Source organism: Candidatus Pantoea multigeneris (genome assembly GCF_011752615.1).
GTDB classification, from domain to species: domain Bacteria; phylum Pseudomonadota; class Gammaproteobacteria; order Enterobacterales; family Enterobacteriaceae; genus Pantoea; species Pantoea multigeneris.
On the sequence record NZ_VWXF01000007.1, the window covers coordinates 243,526 to 262,403 of the forward strand.

Genomic DNA, 18,878 nt, shown 5'->3' on the forward strand with positions numbered 1-18,878 from the left:
ATGCTGAACAAAAATAAACTATTCTCACAGCGGGAGGTTAATGTGGTCCCGGATGTATCTAAAGCGCTTTCCTGGCTGGAAGCGCACCCCGGTGCCCTGAAAGGGATCGGTCGCGGTATTGAGCGTGAAACGCTGCGCGTTGACCCAAATGGTCATCTCGCCTCAACCGGCCATCCTGTTTCGCTGGGTTCAGCGTTAAAGCACGACTGGATAACCACAGATTTCGCAGAAACGCTGCTGGAGTTTATTACTCCGGTCGATAAAGACATTGATCATATGTTGGCGGTACTGCGTGATATTCATCGTCATACAGCTCGAGAGCTGGGCGAAGAACGCATGTGGCCGTTTAGCATGCCCGGTTTCGTTGCCGATGCCAGTGCGATTGAGATCGCACAGTATGGCGTTTCTAACGTAGGGCGTATGAAAACCCTCTATCGTCAGGGATTAAAAAATCGCTACGGCGCCCTGATGCAAATTATCTCTGGCATTCATTACAACTTCTCGCTGCCGCTCACCTTTTGGCAGGAGTGGGCAGATGTGAAAGATGCAGAGAGCGGGAAAGAGACGATCTCTGCCGGTTATCTGCGTTTAATTCGCAACTACTATCGATTTGGTTGGGTTATTCCTTATCTTTTTGGTGCTTCTCCGGCTATCTGCGAAAGTTTCCTGCAAGGGCGCGAAAGCAAACTGCCGTTTGAAAGTAATGGTAAAGGGACGTTGTGGCTGCCTTATGCGACGTCACTACGCCTGAGCGACCTTGGCTACACCAACAAATCGCAGAATAACCTCGGCATTGCCTTTAATTCCCTTGAAGGGTATGTCTCAGCCCTGAAGAAAGCGATCAAAACGCCTTCTGAAGAGTTTGCCCCAATGGGCACTCATGATGCTGATGGCAACTGGCTTCAGCTCAACACCAACGTGCTGCAAATTGAAAATGAGCTCTATGCGCCCATTCGTCCAAAACGCGTAACGCGTTCAGGAGAAGCACCGTCAGATGCATTGTTGCGCGGTGGCATTGAATATATTGAAGTGCGCTCGTTGGATATCAATCCGTTCTCGCCTGTGGGTGTTGATGCCGATCAGGCCCGTTTCCTCGATTTGTTCCTGATTTGGTGCACCCTTGCGGATGCGCCAGAAATGAGTGCTGAGGAGCTGTTATGCAGTCGTACGAACTGGAACCGCGTGATTCTTGAAGGCCGTAAGCCCGATCAGACGATTGGCGTGGGTTGTGGTGAAGCGCAATTTAGCCTGGCTGAAGTGGGTAAAACCCTGTTTGCTGACCTACATCGCGTGGCTGAAGTGCTGGATAGCAATAACGGTAGCACGCAATATCAACAGGTTTGCGATCAACTGGTAGCATCGTTTGACGATCCTGAGCTAACCTATTCGGCGCGTATTCTTCGCACCATCAAACAGAACGGTTTGGTGGGGACAGGGGTTGGATTGGCTGAGCAATATCGCCATCTGCTCTGTGAAGAGTCACTGGAAGTGTTGGATGAACAGGCGTTTAGCCGTCAGGCCGCTGAATCGATTGCTGCACAACAGCAGTTAGAAGCAAGCGAAACGCAAGATTTTGAAACCTACCTGGCAAGTCGGAACGGGTAGAAAAGAAAATGGCCACATCACTGTGGCCAAAATAACATCTCTGTGTCAGGGATGATGATAACAAATGCGCGTCTTTCATAGATTAAGACGCTCGGCGAACAGAAAAGTTTCATCGGTTCAAAAAAAATTTCAAAACAGGAGGTGACAAGATGCCACTGCTGGATAGTTTTACTGTAGACCACACCATCATGGCGGCACCCGCAGTACGTGTAGCCAAAACGATGAACACTCCTCATGGCGATACCATCACCGTTTTTGACCTGCGTTTCTGCCGTCCGAATATCGATATTCTGACTGAGCGTGGGATCCATACCCTGGAACACCTGTTCGCAGGCTTCATGCGTAATCATCTGAATCGCGCTGGTGTAGAAATTGTTGATATCTCACCAATGGGCTGCCGCACCGGTTTCTACATGAGCCTGATTGGCACGCCAGATGAGCAGGAAGTGGCAAAAGCGTGGAAAGGCGCAATGGAAGATGTGCTGAAGGTCAAAGACCAGAACCAGATTCCTGAGCTGAATGAATATCAGTGCGGTAGCTACAAGCTGCACTCTCTGGACGAAGCGCAGCAGATTGCTCGCAACGTTCTGGCACACGATATCGGCGTTAACCGTAACGAAGATCTCAAGTTGCCTGCTGAAAAGCTGAAAGAACTGCACATCTAGTCGTTCATTTGAACGAAAAAAAACGCCGCAGAGTTTGCGGCGTTTTTGCATCAGGAACCTACAGAAGTTTTGAGTGGCACATGGGGAGTAATACGTACTTGCTTCACCATATTGTCCTGTACATCAAGAATGTCCACGTCATATTTGCTGATCAACACCCGGGTCTTCACTTGCGGAATCTCCTCTAGCGCTTCCAGCAACATGCCATTGATCGTACGAGCACCTTCTTCAGGCAAATGCCAGTTAAACGCTTTGTTGATGTCCCTGACGTTTGCGCTGCCCTCGATGAGCACCGAACCATCTGTTTGTGGCATGACTTCCTCGGCGAGGGAAGGAGACATAGAGGTTGTAAAGTCACCCACAATCTCTTCGAGAATATCCTCGATAGTCACCAGTCCTTTGATATCGCCATACTCATCGACCACCATGCCAACTTTTTTCTTGTTGCGCTGAAATTTGATGAGCTGCACATTGAGAGGCGTGCCTTCCGGGACATAGTAGATTTCATCCGCTGCACGCAGCAAAGTCTCTTTGTTGAACTCTTTTTTCTCACTCATGATGCGCCAGGCTTCGCGCACCCGCAGCATGGCAACACAGTCATCCAGGGAGTCGCGGAACAGCACAATCCTGCCATGAGGAGAGTGCGTCAGCTGGCGCATAATCGACTTCCAGTCGTCACTGATGTTAATGCCGACGATTTCATTGCGCGGCACCATGATGTCGTCCACGCTGATTTTTTCCAGGTCTAACACTGACAGCAGCATATCCTGATTACGACGCGACATCAGACTACGCGACTCATACACGATGGTGCGCAGTTCCTCTTTGCTTAAAGCGCCGCTAATTGAGCCTTCAGTTTTAATGCCGACTAAACGCATCAGGCCCCGTGCAATCGTATTTAGCAACCACACCAGCGGCAGCATGACATATTGCAGTGGGCCAAGCAGGATACTGCTGGGATAGGCCACTTTTTCGGGATAGAGCGCAGCAATGGTTTTGGGCAACACTTCAGCAAAAACCAGCACCACAAAGGTCAAAATGCCGGTAGCAATGGCGACACCCGCATCGCCGTATAGCCGGATGCCCACGATGGTCGCCAGTGAAGAGGCCAAAATATTAACGAGGTTGTTGCCGATCAGCACCAGGCTTATCAGGCGGTCCGGCCGCTTAAGCAGTTTTTCAACCCGGCGAGCGCTGCGTACTCCGCTCTTAGCCTGATGACGTAATTTATAGCGGTTAAGTGTCATCATGCCGGTTTCAGAACCGGCAAACCATGCTGAAACCAGCACCATGATGACTAAAGTGATAATTAACGTGGTGGTTGAAACATGTTCCAACACAGGTGTTCCTTATTAATGGGACGTATGGATGAGCAAATGCTGTAACACGCGACTACCAAAGTAGGCCATGGTTAACAGCAGTGCTCCACCACAGTTGAACCAGACCACACGGCGTCCACGCCAGCCTTCATGATAATGGCCCCAGAGCAGAACAATATAGACAAACCAGGCGAGGATCGAGAGCACGGCTTTATCGACGTTCTCTTCGCTAAACAGATTGTGCATATAGAACAGGCCGGTGCACAGCACCAGCGTCAGCAGGACTACGCCTACCTGAGTAATATGAAACATCTTACGTTCAATGCTCAGCAACGGCGGCATATCCTGCGTAAAAGCCAGTTTCTTATTTTTCAGTTGGTAGTCGATCCACGCCAACTGTAAAGCATAAAGCGCCGCAATAATGAGCGTTGCGTAGGCAAACAGAGAGAGCCCGATGTGAATCATCATGCCGGGTGATGTCTCCAGATGCGTAATAAATGCATTGGGGACAAACGTGGCAAAGGCCAGATTGATCAGCGCAAAGCTATACACAATCGGCAGCAGGACCCACCCACGATTGCGTGAGGCAACGATAGTCATCACACAACAGATCAGTAAGCTCACCAGCGAGCCAATATTGAGCAGGCTAAGGTTCTGTCCGTCATCAACGGCAAAAATACGTTGCTGTAAGGCCACAGCATGGCAGATCAGTGCAAGGCAGGCGGAAAGCACAGCCATCCGACGCCAGCCACCGTTGCGTTTGAGTAGACCCGGGATAATCAGAGCGAGGCTCAGAGAGTAGGCGAATAACGCCACTAACGCGAAAGCGGACATATAACCTTTCAGGTATCAGTCAGATAAACAAAAAAGCAGTATAACGTCAGCAGCAGCATGCGCCAAACGATCTGAAGGGCAATTGCAGAGATCGATGGCACTTCATGATATAATCCGCCCAATTATGCCGTTCACACGGCCTCGCTATGTTCTGAGTGAGAGACAATGTTTGATAATTTGACCGATCGTTTATCGCAAACTCTGCGAAATATCAGCGGCCGCGGCAGGCTGACTGAAGACAACATCAAAGACACCCTGCGCGAAGTGCGTATGGCATTGCTGGAAGCTGACGTAGCGCTGCCAGTTGTGCGTGAATTCATCAACCGCGTCAAAGAGAGCGCGGTGGGTCATGATGTTAATAAAAGCCTGACGCCAGGTCAGGAGTTCATCAAAATCGTGCGCAATGAGTTGGTTGCAGCGATGGGGGATGAAAACAACACGCTGAACCTGGCGGCTCAACCGCCGGCAGTGGTGTTGATGGCTGGCTTGCAAGGTGCGGGTAAAACCACCAGCGTGGGTAAACTCGGTAAGTTCCTGCGCGAGAAGCACAAGAAAAAGGTGCTGGTCGTTTCTGCTGACGTTTATCGCCCTGCGGCGATCAAACAGTTGGAAACGCTGGCGCAGCAAGTTGGCGTTGACTTCTTCCCTTCTGACCCAAGTCAGAAGCCTGTAGACATCGTGAACCAGGCGCTGAAAGAGGCGAAACTGCAGTTCTATGATGTCCTGTTGGTGGATACCGCGGGCCGTCTGCACGTTGACGAAGCCATGATGGACGAAATCAAGCAGGTTCATGCCGCGATCAACCCGGTAGAAACGCTGTTTGTCGTCGACGCCATGACCGGTCAGGATGCGGCGAACACCGCCAAAGCCTTTAACGAAGCGCTGCCACTTACGGGTGTGATCCTGACGAAAGTCGATGGTGATGCACGCGGTGGTGCGGCACTGTCTATTCGCCATATTACCGGTAAACCTATCAAGTTTATGGGTATGGGCGAGAAGACCGAAGCGCTGGAAGCTTTCTATCCAGACCGCATCGCCTCCCGTATTCTGGGCATGGGCGACATGTTGTCGCTGATCGAAGATATTGAAAGCAAAGTTGACCGCGAACAGGCGGAGAAACTGGCCAAGAAGTTGAAAACCGGTGACGGTTTTGACCTTAACGACTTCCTTGAGCAGCTGAAACAGATGCGCAATATGGGTGGCATGGCCAGCCTGATGGGCAAACTGCCGGGTATGGGACAGCTGCCTGACAATGTGAAGTCGCAAATGGACGATAAAGTGCTGGTCCGTATGGAAGCGATGATTAACTCAATGACGCGCAAAGAGCGCGAAAAGCCAGAAATCATTAAAGGATCGCGCAAGCGTCGTATTGCTGTGGGCTCGGGTATGCAGGTGCAGGACGTTAACCGTCTGCTCAAGCAGTTCGACGATATGCAGCGTATGATGAAGAAAATGAAAAAAGGCGGCATGGCTAAAATGATGCGCAGCATGAAAGGTATGATGCCGCCAGGATTCCCGGGACGTTAACCGTTCCGCAAAAAAGCCGGAAAGCTAGCGCTATTAGGTTGCTTTTTTCACCAAAGCGAGTAAGATTTTCGGGCTTTTTATACGACATCCGGGCCCCGACCCTCATTGGGGCCCGGTTGTTTTATTAACTGAAGAGGATGTTATGGTTACAATTCGTTTGGCACGTCACGGCGCTAAAAAGCGTCCGTTCTATCAGGTTGTCGTTACTGACAGCCGTAACGCTCGTAATGGTCGTTTCATCGAGCGTGTTGGTTTCTTCAACCCGATCGCATCTGGTCAGGCTGAAGGTCTGCGTCTGGACCTGGATCGTATTGAGCACTGGGTTGGCCAGGGCGCAACGCTTTCTGATCGCGTTAACGCGCTGATCAAAGAAGCAAAAAAAGCAGCTTAATCTGTCACGGTGGTGAGCATGAGCATGAAACCTGCCGCACAGCTTCCTGTTAACCCAATTGTATTGGGCAAAATGGGGGCCGCATACGGCATTCGGGGTTGGCTCAAAGTGTTTTCCTCCACCGAAGACGCCGAAAGTATTTTCGCCTATCAACCCTGGTTTATCGAGCGTGCCGGCAAATGGCAGCTAGTTGAGCTAGAGGGGTGGAAGCACCACAATCAGGACCTGATTATCAAAGTCAAAGGCATTGATGATCGGGACGCGGCGGCGCAGTTAACCAATTGCGAAATCAAGGTTGACTCGACGCAACTGCCAGAGCTGGACAATGGTGATTACTACTGGAAAGACCTTATGGGTTGCAAAGTGGTAAACACAGAAGGCTACGAGATGGGCAAAGTCATTGATTTGATGGAAACCGGATCGAACGACGTTCTCGTCGTTAAGGCAAACCTGAAGGATGCATTCGGTGTGCAGGAGCGGTTAATACCGTTTCTTGATGAACAGGTTATCAAGAAAGTCGATCTCGCTACTCGAACTATCGAAGTAGATTGGGATCCTGGTTTTTGATCTCCGGATATCACGGTAACGAAACGGCGCATACAATGTGGATTGGTGTTATTAGCCTGTTTCCAGAGATGTTTCGCGCTATTACCGAATACGGGGTAACTGGCCGGGCAGTTAAAAATGGCCTGCTTAACATTCAGAGCTGGAGTCCACGAGACTTCGCTCACGACCGGCACCGTACTGTAGACGATCGTCCTTACGGCGGCGGACCGGGAATGTTGATGATGGTGCAACCCTTACGGGATGCGATTCACGCGGCGAAAGCAGCGGCAGGAGACGGTGCAAAGGTGATATATCTTTCACCTCAGGGACGCAAACTGGACCAACAGGGCGTTTGCGAACTGGCGTCACAGCAGAAGTTGATTCTGGTATGTGGTCGCTATGAAGGGATAGATGAGCGCGTAATCCAAACCGAAATTGATGAAGAATGGTCAATCGGCGATTACGTACTCAGTGGCGGTGAGCTGCCAGCAATGACGTTGATCGACTCAGTCTCCCGGCTTGTGCCAGGGGTATTGGGTAAACAAGCGTCAGCAGATGAGGATTCATTCTCGGACGGTTTGCTGGATTGCCCGCACTATACCCGACCTGAAGTGTTAGAAGGCAAGGATGTTCCGGCAGTTCTGCTGTCTGGTAACCATGCTGATATTCGCCGCTGGCGGCTTAAACAGTCGTTGGGCCGTACCTGGCTGAGAAGACCTGAACTTCTGGAAAACCTGGCTCTGACTGAAGAGCAAGCAAGGTTGCTGAGCGAGTTCCAACGTGAACATCAGCAACAAAACGATGATGAGGAAGAGTAATCTTCCCCCACTATCAGTTTACCCAGGATAAGAGATTTAATTATGAGCAACATTATTAAGCAACTTGAACAAGAACAGCTGAAGCAAGACGTACCTTCATTCCGTCCGGGTGATTCCGTGGAAGTGAAAGTATGGGTCGTTGAAGGTTCTAAAAAACGTCTGCAGGCATTCGAGGGCGTGGTTATCGCTATTCGTAACCGCGGTCTGCACTCTGCATTCACTGTTCGTAAGATTTCTAACGGCGAAGGCGTTGAGCGTGTTTTCCAGACTCACTCACCTGTTATTGACAGCATCGCTGTTAAACGTCGTGGTGCCGTGCGTAAAGCCAAACTGTACTACCTGCGTGAGCGTACTGGTAAGTCAGCGCGTATCAAAGAGCGTCTGGGCTAAGTACTCGCGTCAGCGACATCTTAAAGTTAATGCAAACAAGGGGTCAGCATATGCTGGCCCCTTTTTTATTCCTGATACCTCGTCTGTGAGCTATTTGGCTTCATCCTCTTCTCTCTCTCGTGCTGGTGCGGCTTTGTTCAGCTGCTGTAAACGCAACTTTTTCTTGCGGTAGTGCCAGTTAAGAAAAAAATTCGCCAGATTGATCAGCAACGTAATCAGATTGATTAATAACGTGGTAACCGCCACGGTTGCTCCAATGACCAGGGCGACTTCCTGCACGCTGTGGTGACTGATCCAGTCTGAAAAGCCTCCGCTTAACCAGCCGGAAAATGCGGGGATTTTATCCATAACGACTCCGGTTCACGCTGCGCTTTCCCTCTCCATTAGGATGTTCATAAACATTTAACTGTATTTATATACAGTATCACAAGCTTAGTAAACTGCAACCCACTGCCATTTTCGTTGCTTAATTGTTGGCCAGGTCTGATGGTGATGATCCTGCGTCGATCGTTATCTCAGTGTTTTCGTGCCCGATAGAAGCTAAAAAAATAGAGCGATTAGAAGCAGTTAACGCATTTTTATTGAATCCTGCATTTCGCATGTGTAATTTTATGTTTACACTTATTTATCGGGGTATGAATGTGCGCTCTGGTTTATGTATATAATATTTATGGTTTTATTTTTTGTTTTCGTTGATCTTTATTGTCGTGGTAACAAAAGTGTACATGCTGGATTGCATGATTTACGTTATGTGATAGAGTGAATCTCATCCTCTGACGAGGATCCCATAACGCATAAACGAGAGAATAAAGGATCGCTATCATGCAGAAAGACGCGCTGAACAATGTGCACATCGCAGATGAGCAGGTGTTGATTACTCCAGAGCAGCTTAAGGTTAAGTTCCCGTTAACCGCCGCGCAGGAAGCCCAGATTGCCGCTTCCCGTCAAACCATTTCAGACATCATCGCCGGTCGCGATCCGCGTCTGTTGGTGGTTTGTGGCCCTTGCTCAATTCACGATACCGAAGCTGCACTGGAATATGCTCGTCGTCTGCAAACTCTCTCTGAACAGTTGAAGGATCAGCTGTATATCGTTATGCGCGTCTATTTTGAGAAACCTCGTACCACCGTTGGCTGGAAGGGGTTGATCAACGATCCATACATGAATAACTCCTTCGACATGGAAGCGGGCTTGCATATCGCACGTCAGCTTCTGGTTAACCTGGTTGAGATGGGCCTGCCACTTGCCACCGAAGCGTTGGATCCAAACTCTCCACAATATTTAGGCGATCTGTTTAGTTGGTCAGCTATTGGTGCGCGTACCACTGAATCACAAACGCACCGTGAAATGGCTTCCGGTTTGTCGATGCCTGTTGGCTTCAAGAACGGCACTGACGGCAGCCTGGGTACCGCTATCAATGCAATGCGTGCCGCAGCAATGCCGCATCGTTTTGTAGGCATTAACCAGTCAGGACAAGTTTGCTTGCTGCAGACTCAAGGCAACCCGGATGGACACGTGATCCTGCGTGGTGGTAAAGCCCCTAATTACGGCCCGGAAGATGTTTTGCAGTGTGAAAAAGAGATGCTGAAAGCAGGACTGCGTCCATCCTTAATGATAGATTGCAGTCATGGCAACTCTAACAAAGACTTTCGTCGCCAGTCTGGCGTGGCCGAGTCTGCTGTCGCACAGATTAAAGATGGCAATCGCTCGATCACTGGCCTGATGCTGGAAAGCCATATCCACGAAGGCAATCAATCTTCTGAGCAACCGCGTAGTGAGATGAAATATGGTGTTTCCGTGACGGATGCTTGCATCAACTGGGAAACCACCGAATCGTTACTACGTGAAATCCATCAGGATCTGCAAGGAGTACTGGCGGCGCGTGTTTCACACGAGGTGTAAAGAGCAATGGTGGCAGAACTGACCGCGCTACGCGATCAAATTGATGAAGTAGATAAAGCGTTACTGGAGCTGTTAGCCAGACGCATGACTTTGGTGGCTGAAGTCGGCGAAGTAAAAAGCCGCTACGGCCTGCCGATTTACGTACCCGAACGTGAAGCTTCAATGCTGGCTTCACGGCGTAAAGAGGCGGAGGCGCTCGGTGTAGCGCCTGATTTAATAGAAGATATCCTGCGTCGTGTGATGCGGGAGTCCTATGCCAGCGAAAATGACAAAGGTTTCAAAACCCTGTGTCCAACAATGCGCCCGATTGTCATTGTTGGTGGGGCAGGGCAGATGGGGCGGCTGTTTGCCAAAATGCTGACATTGTCAGGCTATCAGGTCAAAACGCTGGATAAAGACGACTGGCCTCAGGCTGAGAGTATACTGAGTGATGCCGGTATGGTGATCATTAGTGTACCTATCCACCTTACCGAGCAGGTTATTGCGCAACTACCACCGTTACCGCAGGATTGTGTTTTAGTCGATCTGGCCTCCGTCAAGAATGGTCCACTGCAGGCTATGCTGGCAGCACACTCTGGGCCAGTGTTAGGTCTGCACCCGATGTTCGGACCGGATAGCGGTAGCCTGGCAAAACAGGTTGTGGTCTGGTGTGATGGGCGTGAGCCGGAAGCGTATCAGTGGTTCCTGGAGCAAATTCAGGTGTGGGGTGCGCGTTTACACCGTATCAGTGCGGTTGAGCACGACCAGAATATGGCCTTTATTCAGGCCTTGCGCCATTTTGCGACCTTTGCTTATGGTCTGCATTTAGCAGAAGAAAACGTTAATCTCGATCAGCTGTTGGCACTCTCATCACCTATCTATCGTCTGGAACTGGCAATGGTAGGTCGATTGTTTGCACAAGACCCACAGCTGTATGCGGATATCATCATGTCATCGGAGAACAATCTGGCGCTAATCAAACGTTACTATCAACGTTTTGGTGAGGCGATTAAGTTACTGGAGAACGGTGATAAGGCCGAATTCGTCAGTAGTTTTAACCGGGTTGAGCATTGGTTTGGCGACCATGCCAAACGTTTCCTGGTTGAAAGCCGTAGCCTGCTGAAATCGGCTAACGACAGCCGCAAATAAAAGTAAAGGCATCCTGTGGATGCCTTTGTTCTTTATGCGCGTGGTTCTACCGGCACGACATTCTCACCGGGATAGCAGCCCAGCACTTTGAGAGAACGTGTCAGGCCCGTGAGTTCCTGAAGCGCCTGCTGCATCGCAGCGGATTGCAGATTACTCTGCACATCAATATAAAACATCTCTTCCCATGGGTTACCGTTGATCGGACGAGACTCAAGCTTGCTCATGATCAGATTATGATTACGCAGTACCATTAGCGCATCCACCAGAGCCCCGGCTTGTTGTCCGGTAGCCATGACCAACGTGGTCTTAGCCGGTACTTGTTCAGACACTTCAATCGCATTACGTGCGAGGACAATAAAGCGTGTCTGGTTTTGCTGCTGATTGGCCAGGTTACGTTCCAGTACCTGCAGTTGATACAGCTCACCCCCAGCTTCGCTCCCCAGTGCTGCGACCGTAGGAGAATTCATTGCGGCAACTTTTTCCATTGCAGCGGCGGTGCTCTCGGTGTATTCGATTTTCCAGTGTGGGAAACGGTTAATAAACTGGCTGCACTGCTGGAAGGGTTGTGGATGACTGTAGACGGTTTCAATTTGCTGCAGCGAAGTGTTGCTGGACACCAGAACGCAGTGATCGATAGGAAGCGTCAGCTCACCCACAATCGACAGCGTTGTCTGCTGCAGCAAATCGTAAACGTCATTGATTGAACCGGAGCTGGTGTTCTCAATCGGTAATACTGCGTAATCAGCCTGTCCCGTTTCAACGTGTTTAATGATGTCCTGGAATTTAAGGCAACCTTGTTCGGTCATGGCGTCGAAGTGACGGGCTGCATATTTTCGTGCGGCGAGGTGGGAATAAGAACCTTTAGGGCCAAGGAAAGCGATGCGAGCAGCAGAAGCGTGTTCATGGTTGAGGTTGCGTTGCAGCAAAGCCTGCTGTGTCAGAACGGAATCTTCAACGACTAACTGGAACAGGCGAGTAATGTAATGTGCATCCAGATTGTGTTTCTTACCCAATTGAATCAGATGTTCCAGTAATGCCCGTTCCCGCTCGATATCACGAATCGGACGGTGGGTTGCCAGTTTCGCCTGCGCGACATCAACGGCCAGAGCACGGCGTTCAGCCAGAAGTGTCAGTAATTTCTCATCAACTGCGCTGATTTTTTCTCGCAGTACCAGCAGTGGATTTTCCGGATTCATTAAGCTCACCTGTCAAAATTAAATAAAAAAAAACCTCCCGGTTGGGAGGCTTTGTAGTTCGTCTTCGCTTTCGTTTTCACACGACGAATTGCCTCCCAATCAGGGGAAGGTAAAAAAGAAAGCGAAGAAAAACGGCAGTTTGGTCATGGTAGTTTCCATTATCAGGATGCTGTGAGAGTAACCGTACTGATTTAAGGCTGTCAACAGAAAACGCGCCCGCAGGCGCGCCTCAATGGGGATTATTCGCTGGCCAGGGTGAGATCTTTCACGCTGGCATTGGCTCGACGTGCTTCTGGCTTATGCTGTGCTTTGTTCAGTTGGCGCTCCAGCTTAGCCAGTAATTCGTTAATGGCGGTATACATGTCCGCGTGTTTTGCACTGGCAACCAAGGTGCCATTTGGTGTGTTGATCGTGGCGTCAGCCACAAATTCCTTCGGTTCCTTCGACAAGACGATGTGCGGGTTAATCAGATGAGTTTGCCACTTTTCAAGTTTGGCAAGGCGATCCTCTACGTGTGTACGAATGGCCGCAGTGATCTCCATTTGTTTACTGGTAATGTTCAGAATCATCGTTGAAACCTCTCTGTCATTTCCGTCTTGGTAGGGCCAGCATACCGCGAAAATCAGGAAAAAGTGTGATCTATGTCACACAAAAGCGTCACTTTTTGTCAATGGAAAGGGAATGCTCGAAGTTTGTGCGAAGACACCAGAAAGGCGAGAAAAAGGCTTGATGTCATCAAATTTGAAGTGCATTGTTGACTGGATAACCCAAGGATAAAAATTGAAAACGTTGGGTATCGGAACAAAAAAAAGCAGCCATATCGGCTGCTTTTTTAGTTGGTACAGAAAAAATTACTCTGCGTTGTTGTTGGCAATAATTTTGGCCACTTTATCCGCTTCTGCGTTCAACTGCAGCTTACGATAGGCATTTTCCATCAACGGCAGCGCATCACGCGTTGCTTTGGTATCAGGATAATCACGTAGCATACCCTCAACGCGATTAACTACCGCGACATAAGCACCACGCTTGGTATAGAATTGCGCCACGGACAGTTCATATTTCGACAAACGATCCTTCAGGTATACCAAACGTTTTTGCGCATCAGCAGCATACTGGCTGCCAGGATAGCCTTGCAGTAACTGCGAGAAATCCTTGAAGGCATCACGAGCATGCGTAGGATCACGATCGGAACGGTCAATACCAAAGAAGCCCTGCAGTGCTGAATCATCCAGCGCCATATCCGTCAGACCTTTCATGTAAATGACATAGTCGATGTTCGGATGGGTCGGATTAAGACGCATGAAACGAGAAATAGCAGCCTGCGCGAGGGGCAGATCGGCGTTTTTATAGTAGGCGTAGATCAAATCCAGCTGTACCTGCTGGGAGTAAGGGCCGAACGGGTAGCGGTTGTCCAATGCTTCAAGTTGCTTAATTGCCGCTTTAAAGTTACCGTCCTGCAGTTTTTCCTGGGCTGTCGCGTAGATGACAGAAGGCGGGCTGTCCGGCACTGCGTCCGAGCTGGAGCAACCGGCAAGTACCAGGCTCAGTGTGGCAGCAGCCACCAGATGTTTCATGCGCGTCATGACGAAATGATTATCCTCAACGTGTTATGGTGGAAGCGGTCCGTATAGCTCCCGGTTATGACAGGTACGATAGCACATTATATTAAACGGCATCGCCGTGAAAACCCAACGTTAACGAAGAAGCTGTATATGGCACAACAAGTTCAACTTACCGCAACGGTTACCGAGTCACAGCTCGGACAACGGTTAGATCTAACTTTGGCAGAATTGTTCCCTGATTATTCACGTTCTCGCATAAAAGAATGGATCCTGGCCCGTCAGGTTTATGTAAATGACGTCGTCATCGACAAGCCGAAAGAGAAAGTTCTGGGCGGCGAGCGCGTAGAAATTCGCGCAGAAATCGAGGAAGAGCAGCGCTGGGAAGCCCAAAACATTGCGCTGAACATCGTCTATGAAGATGAGCATATCCTTGTCATCAACAAACCACGTGACCTGGTTGTTCACCCTGGTGCGGGTAATCCTGATGGCACGGTGCTGAATGCGCTGCTCTATCATTACCCGGAAATTGCCGATGTGCCACGTGCGGGAATTGTCCATCGACTGGATAAAGACACCACGGGCCTGATGGTCGTAGCGAAGACCGTTCCTGCACAGACTCACTTAGTAGAGTCACTGCAATTGCGTGAAATTACTCGCGAATATGAAGCTGTTGCAATTGGAACGATGACAGCAGGCGGAACGGTAAACGAACCGATTTCTCGTCACTCGACCAAGCGCACACACATGGCCGTGCATCCGATGGGCAAACCTGCGACGACCCACTATCGCATTATGGAGCACTTCCGGGCACATACACGCCTGCGCCTGCGCCTCGAAACCGGGCGTACGCACCAGATTCGTGTCCACATGTCGCACATTACGCACCCTCTGGTTGGGGATCAGCTGTACGGCGGCCGTCCGCGTCCACCAAAAGGTGCTTCTGAGGAGTTCATTGCGGCATTACGTAAGTTTGATCGCCAGGCTCTGCATGCGACCATGCTGCGTTTGTACCATCCGATCACGGGTATCGAAATGGAGTGGCATGCGCCATTGCCACAAGATATGGTAGATCTCATTGCGGCGCTTAAAGCCGATACTGAAATCTTCCGCGATCAAATGGACTGGCTATGACATCACTGATTTTGCCTAAATGGCCTGCACCTGAAGGGGTGCTGGCTTGTTCAACCACCCGACAGGGCGGGGTAAGCACTTCTCCATGGGATTCATTTAACCTGGGAGCCCATGTTGGCGATGCGCCAGAGAGTGTTGCTGCTAACCGCCATCGTTTGGTCGATTGGGCAAAATTGCCTCAAATGCCGCAATGGCTCGATCAGGTTCATGGAACAGACGTTTGCCGTCTGCCCGAACAGGATCAAGTAATTCCGCGAGCAGATGCTGCGTACACCCGTACTAAAGGGACCGTGTGCGCGGTAATGACCGCGGACTGCCTGCCCGTGCTGTTCTGTTCAGCCGACGGTAAAGAAGTCGCTGCTGCTCATGCTGGCTGGCGCGGTCTTTGTGCCGGCGTGCTGGAAAACACGTTGGCTGCGTTTCAGGCTCCACCCGAAGAGATCTACGCCTGGCTGGGCCCAGCTATTGGTCCTCAGGCGTTTGAAGTGGGGGCAGAAGTGCGCCGTGCATTTGCAGAGCAGGATTCGCGGGCAGAAGAAGCATTTCGTCCCGCGGGCGCAAAATATTTTGCGGATATCTGGTTATTAGCCCACCAGCGCTTAATGGCTGCTGGTATCAGCGCTATTAGTGGTGAAACACGCTGTACATACAGTGAAACTAACGATTTTTTCTCCTTCCGTCGTGAAGGAACAACTGGGCGTATGGCAACTTTAATTTGGCTGCGATAACCTTACGCCACAAGACGGTCCAGGTTAGCCTGTTTTTTATCCAATTTTCAGGTCATTAACCTTGAAAATTTGAGGGATGACCTCATTTAATCTCCAGTAGCATTTGACCTGTAATGGGAGGAAATATGCGTCTGGATCGTCTTACTAACAAATTCCAGTTGGCCCTTGCCGATGCCCAGTCACTCGCGCTGGGACATGACAACCAATTTATTGAACCTCTACATCTGATGAGCGCGTTGCTCAGTCAGGAAGGGGGATCAGTGCGTCCTTTATTAGCCTCTGCGGGCGCGAATGTGGCTTCACTTCGCACTGCCGTTGAGCAGGCTATCAGTCGTCTACCTCAGGTCGAAGGAACAGAAGGTGATGTGCAACCTTCTTCGGACCTGATACGCGTACTTAATCTGTGTGACAAGCTTGCGCAAAAGCGTGGCGACAACTTCATATCATCTGAACTATTTATTCTTGCGGCCCTTGATTCACGTGGCTCATTGGCTGATTTACTGAAATCCGCTGGTGCAACCGCAGAGAAAATCACGAAGGCCATTGAGCAACTGCGTGGAGGGGAGAACGTGAACGATCAAGGGGCTGAAGATCAGCGCCAGGCTTTGAAAAAATACACTATCGATCTTACTGAGCGTGCTGAACTGGGGAAATTAGACCCGGTTATCGGCCGTGATGAAGAAATTCGACGAACCATTCAGGTTCTGCAACGCCGCACCAAAAATAATCCAGTATTGATTGGTGAGCCTGGCGTAGGTAAAACCGCTATTGCGGAAGGTCTGGCGCAGCGCATCATTAATGGTGAAGTGCCTGAAGGCCTGAAAGGTCGACGCGTGCTGGCGCTGGATATGGGTGCGCTGGTGGCGGGTGCAAAATACCGTGGTGAATTTGAGGAGCGCCTGAAAGGTGTGCTCAACGATCTGGCGAAGCAGGAAGGGAATGTCATCCTGTTTATTGATGAACTGCACACCATGGTGGGTGCGGGTAAAGCCGATGGTGCGATGGATGCTGGCAATATGCTCAAGCCTGCTCTGGCGCGTGGTGAATTGCACTGCGTCGGGGCGACTACGCTTGATGAATATCGTCAATATATAGAAAAAGATGCCGCTTTAGAGCGCCGCTTCCAGAAAGTGTATGTGGCTGAGCCATCAGTAGAAGACACTATCGCCATTTTGCGTGGCCTGAAAGAGCGCTATGAGCTGCATCACCATGTACAGATTACCGATCCTGCCATTGTCGCTGCGGCAACACTTTCGCACCGCTATATTGCCGATCGCCAATTGCCGGATAAAGCCATTGACCTGATTGATGAGGCGGCATCCAGCATTCGTATGCAGATTGACTCGAAGCCGGAACCGTTAGACAGGCTCGACCGTCGTATCATCCAGCTTAAGCTAGAACAGCAGGCATTAAAGAAAGAGTCTGATGAAGCAAGCGTTAAGCGCCTTGAAATGCTGGAAAGTGAGTTGGATCAGAAAGAACGGGAATATGCGGAACTGGACGAAGAGTGGAGGGCGGAAAAAGCGTCACTCACCGGTACTCAGAATATTAAAGCTGAGCTCGAGCAGGCCCGTTTATCTCTGGAGCAAGCTCGGCGTATTGGGGATCTGGCACAAATGTCAGAGCTGCAGTACGGCAAAATCCCCGAGCTGGAGAAACAGTTAGCTTCGGCGACCCAGTCTGAAGGCAAGATCATGAAGCTGTTACGCAATCGTGTAACAGATGTCGAAATTGCTGATGTGCTGGCGCGTTGGACCGGTATTCCCGTTGCCCGCATGATGGAAGGGGAGCGCGACAAGCTGCTGCGCATGGAGCAGGATTTACATGCGCGCGTTATCGGGCAGGATGAAGCAGTTGAAGCGGTTTCGAATGCTATACGTCGTAGTCGTGCCGGATTGTCGGATCCTAATCGCCCAATTGGTTCGTTTTTGTTCCTCGGGCCAACAGGCGTAGGGAAAACCGAATTGTGTAAATCACTGGCGAATTTCTTGTTCGACAGTGATGACGCGATGGTGCGTATTGATATGTCCGAGTTTATGGAAAAACACTCGGTTTCGCGCCTGGTCGGTGCTCCTCCTGGATATGTAGGTTATGAAGAAGGGGGATATCTGACGGAAGCTGTACGCCGCCGCCCTTACTCAGTGATTCTGTTGGATGAGGTTGAGAAAGCACATCCTGATGTCTTCAACATTCTGTTGCAGGTTCTGGATGATGGTCGCCTGACAGATGGACAGGGGCGTACCGTTGATTTCCGTAATACGGTCGTCATCATGACCTCGAACCTGGGTTCTGATTTGATTCAGGAACGCTTTGGTGAACTCAATTATCCGCAGATGAAAGAGTTAGTGATGAATGTGGTTGGGCAGCAGTTCCGCCCTGAGTTCATTAACCGTATTGATGAGGTCGTTGTGTTCCACCCGTTAGGAGAGAAGCATATTGCTTCTATTGCCTTGATTCAGCTGCAGCGTTTGTATCAGCGGTTGGAAGAGCGCGGTTATCAGTTGCACATCTCCGAAGCGGCTTTAAAATTGCTGGGAGAAAATGGCTACGATCCGGTGTACGGCGCTCGACCTTTGAAACGTGCCATTCAGCAGCAGATTGAAAATCCGTTGGCTCAGAAAATCCTTTCGGGGGCGTTGCTGCCAGGAAAAGTGATTAATATGGATGTGGAAGACGGCGAAATTGTCGCTACACAGTAAGTTTAACGTGATAAAACGGGCCTTCGGGCCCGTTTTTTTATGTTTAAACGGTGCTTTTAGCGCTTTTGTTGAGCGTTTGGGTGGAATTGTGAGCGGTTGAGCAATTTCTTGAAATTAGCACTTGTCAGCCCGGAAGAACTGCCTATAATGCGCAACCACTGAGACGGCAAGGCGGAAACGCAAACGGCTCAGCAGGGAGTGAAGTGATTCATCCCGCCAGAGAAAAATACTGAAAAAAGTGTTTGACTCTGAAGGAGGAAAGCGTAATATACGCCACCTCGCAACAGCAAGCTAACGCGCTGATTGCACCGCTCTTTAACAATTTATCAGACAATCTGTGTGGGCACTCGCAGGATTGATATCAACGTCTCCGGACGTAAAAAATATCAAGTCTCACGAGTGAACACATAATGAAATTCATTATGACGTTTTACAGA

General features: G+C 50.1%; 19 protein-coding genes and 1 other annotated feature. Of the genes, 12 read left to right on the top strand and 7 right to left on the bottom strand.

The window, feature by feature from the left end:
- Complete coding sequence (gene gshA, locus F3J40_RS17175; protein WP_167016510.1) at nt 1-1,605, top strand: glutamate--cysteine ligase; 1,605 nt, start codon at nt 1-3, stop codon at nt 1,603-1,605.
- A 149-nt stretch (nt 1,606-1,754) separates the two neighbouring features.
- The gene (gene luxS / locus F3J40_RS17180) at nt 1,755-2,270 is read left to right on the top strand and encodes an S-ribosylhomocysteine lyase (protein ID WP_017349731.1); all 516 of its coding nucleotides are present in this window, start codon (nt 1,755-1,757) and stop codon (nt 2,268-2,270) included.
- 50 nt (nt 2,271-2,320) lie between these two features.
- Here luxS and F3J40_RS17185 read toward each other — a convergent pair whose 3' ends face one another.
- Nucleotides 2,321-3,607, bottom strand: a complete 1,287-nt coding sequence (locus F3J40_RS17185) for an HlyC/CorC family transporter (RefSeq protein ID WP_026042852.1) — start codon at nt 3,605-3,607, stop codon at nt 2,321-2,323.
- Between the two features lie 15 nt (nt 3,608-3,622).
- Complete coding sequence (locus F3J40_RS17190; RefSeq protein WP_167016512.1) at nt 3,623-4,423, bottom strand: cytochrome C assembly family protein; 801 nt, start codon at nt 4,421-4,423, stop codon at nt 3,623-3,625.
- Between the two features lie 165 nt (nt 4,424-4,588).
- Between F3J40_RS17190 and ffh the strand changes: the two genes are divergently transcribed.
- The 5 genes from ffh to rplS all read left to right on the top strand — a co-directional run bounded on the left by ffh (nt 4,589) and on the right by rplS (nt 8,095).
- A complete protein-coding gene (gene ffh / locus F3J40_RS17195) occupies nt 4,589-5,950 on the top strand; it encodes a signal recognition particle protein (RefSeq protein ID WP_017349734.1) in 1,362 nt (453 codons plus the stop codon).
- A gap of 142 nt (nt 5,951-6,092) precedes the next feature.
- Nucleotides 6,093-6,341, top strand: a complete 249-nt coding sequence (rpsP, locus tag F3J40_RS17200) for a 30S ribosomal protein S16 (RefSeq protein ID WP_007893313.1) — start codon at nt 6,093-6,095, stop codon at nt 6,339-6,341.
- Between the two features lie 18 nt (nt 6,342-6,359).
- Nucleotides 6,360-6,908: a ribosome maturation factor RimM gene (gene rimM, locus F3J40_RS17205; RefSeq protein ID WP_167016514.1), complete on the top strand. Its 549-nt coding sequence runs from the start codon at nt 6,360-6,362 to the stop codon at nt 6,906-6,908.
- A gap of 35 nt (nt 6,909-6,943) precedes the next feature.
- Nucleotides 6,944-7,705, top strand: coding sequence for a tRNA (guanosine(37)-N1)-methyltransferase TrmD (gene trmD / locus F3J40_RS17210; protein ID WP_017349736.1), 762 nt, complete (start codon nt 6,944-6,946; stop codon nt 7,703-7,705).
- A gap of 42 nt (nt 7,706-7,747) precedes the next feature.
- A complete protein-coding gene (gene rplS / locus F3J40_RS17215; protein WP_017349737.1) occupies nt 7,748-8,095 on the top strand; it encodes a 50S ribosomal protein L19 in 348 nt (115 codons plus the stop codon).
- Between the two features lie 90 nt (nt 8,096-8,185).
- Here rplS and F3J40_RS17220 read toward each other — a convergent pair whose 3' ends face one another.
- Nucleotides 8,186-8,443 (bottom strand): holin, encoded by a 258-nt coding sequence (locus F3J40_RS17220; RefSeq protein ID WP_167016516.1) that lies wholly within the window; start codon nt 8,441-8,443, stop codon nt 8,186-8,188.
- 474 nt (nt 8,444-8,917) lie between these two features.
- On the opposite strand from F3J40_RS17220, the gene F3J40_RS17225 reads away from it, so the two are divergent.
- Together F3J40_RS17225 and tyrA are read left to right on the top strand one after the other, a co-directional pair.
- Complete coding sequence (locus F3J40_RS17225; RefSeq protein WP_167016518.1) at nt 8,918-9,997, top strand: 3-deoxy-7-phosphoheptulonate synthase; 1,080 nt, start codon at nt 8,918-8,920, stop codon at nt 9,995-9,997.
- Nucleotides 9,998-10,003: 6 nt separating this feature from the next.
- Entirely contained in the window at nt 10,004-11,125 is a 1,122-nt protein-coding gene (gene tyrA / locus F3J40_RS17230) for a bifunctional chorismate mutase/prephenate dehydrogenase (protein WP_167016520.1), read from the top strand.
- 32 nt (nt 11,126-11,157) lie between these two features.
- On the opposite strand, the gene pheA is transcribed toward tyrA, so the two are convergent.
- From pheA to bamD, 4 genes are all read right to left on the bottom strand, one after another.
- Nucleotides 11,158-12,321 carry a bifunctional chorismate mutase/prephenate dehydratase gene (gene pheA, locus F3J40_RS17235; protein WP_167016521.1) on the bottom strand — a complete coding sequence of 388 codons (1,164 nt, stop codon included), beginning with the start codon at nt 12,319-12,321 and terminating at the stop codon, nt 11,158-11,160.
- A 23-nt stretch (nt 12,322-12,344) separates the two neighbouring features.
- Nucleotides 12,345-12,469: a sequence feature (Phe leader region), on the bottom strand.
- Nucleotides 12,421-12,468 (bottom strand): hypothetical protein, encoded by a 48-nt coding sequence (locus F3J40_RS24745; protein WP_202813433.1) that lies wholly within the window; start codon nt 12,466-12,468, stop codon nt 12,421-12,423. Its footprint overlaps the feature before it by 48 nt.
- Nucleotides 12,470-12,560: 91 nt before the next feature.
- Entirely contained in the window at nt 12,561-12,890 is a 330-nt protein-coding gene (raiA, locus tag F3J40_RS17240) for a ribosome-associated translation inhibitor RaiA (protein ID WP_017349742.1), read from the bottom strand.
- A gap of 282 nt (nt 12,891-13,172) precedes the next feature.
- A complete protein-coding gene (gene bamD, locus F3J40_RS17245; protein WP_017349743.1) occupies nt 13,173-13,904 on the bottom strand; it encodes an outer membrane protein assembly factor BamD in 732 nt (243 codons plus the stop codon).
- Between the two features lie 129 nt (nt 13,905-14,033).
- Here bamD and rluD point away from each other — a divergent pair, with 129 nt between their 5' ends.
- The 3 genes from rluD (at nt 14,034) to clpB (ending at nt 18,441) form a co-directional block, all read left to right on the top strand.
- Entirely contained in the window at nt 14,034-15,014 is a 981-nt protein-coding gene (rluD, locus tag F3J40_RS17250) for a 23S rRNA pseudouridine(1911/1915/1917) synthase RluD (protein ID WP_167016540.1), read from the top strand.
- Nucleotides 15,011-15,742, top strand: coding sequence for a purine nucleoside phosphorylase YfiH (yfiH, locus tag F3J40_RS17255; protein ID WP_167016528.1), 732 nt, complete (start codon nt 15,011-15,013; stop codon nt 15,740-15,742). The genes rluD and yfiH overlap by 4 nt, the downstream gene beginning before the upstream one ends.
- 125 nt (nt 15,743-15,867) lie before the next feature.
- Entirely contained in the window at nt 15,868-18,441 is a 2,574-nt protein-coding gene (gene clpB / locus F3J40_RS17260) for an ATP-dependent chaperone ClpB (protein WP_017349746.1), read from the top strand.
- Nucleotides 18,442-18,878 lie beyond the last annotated feature (437 nt).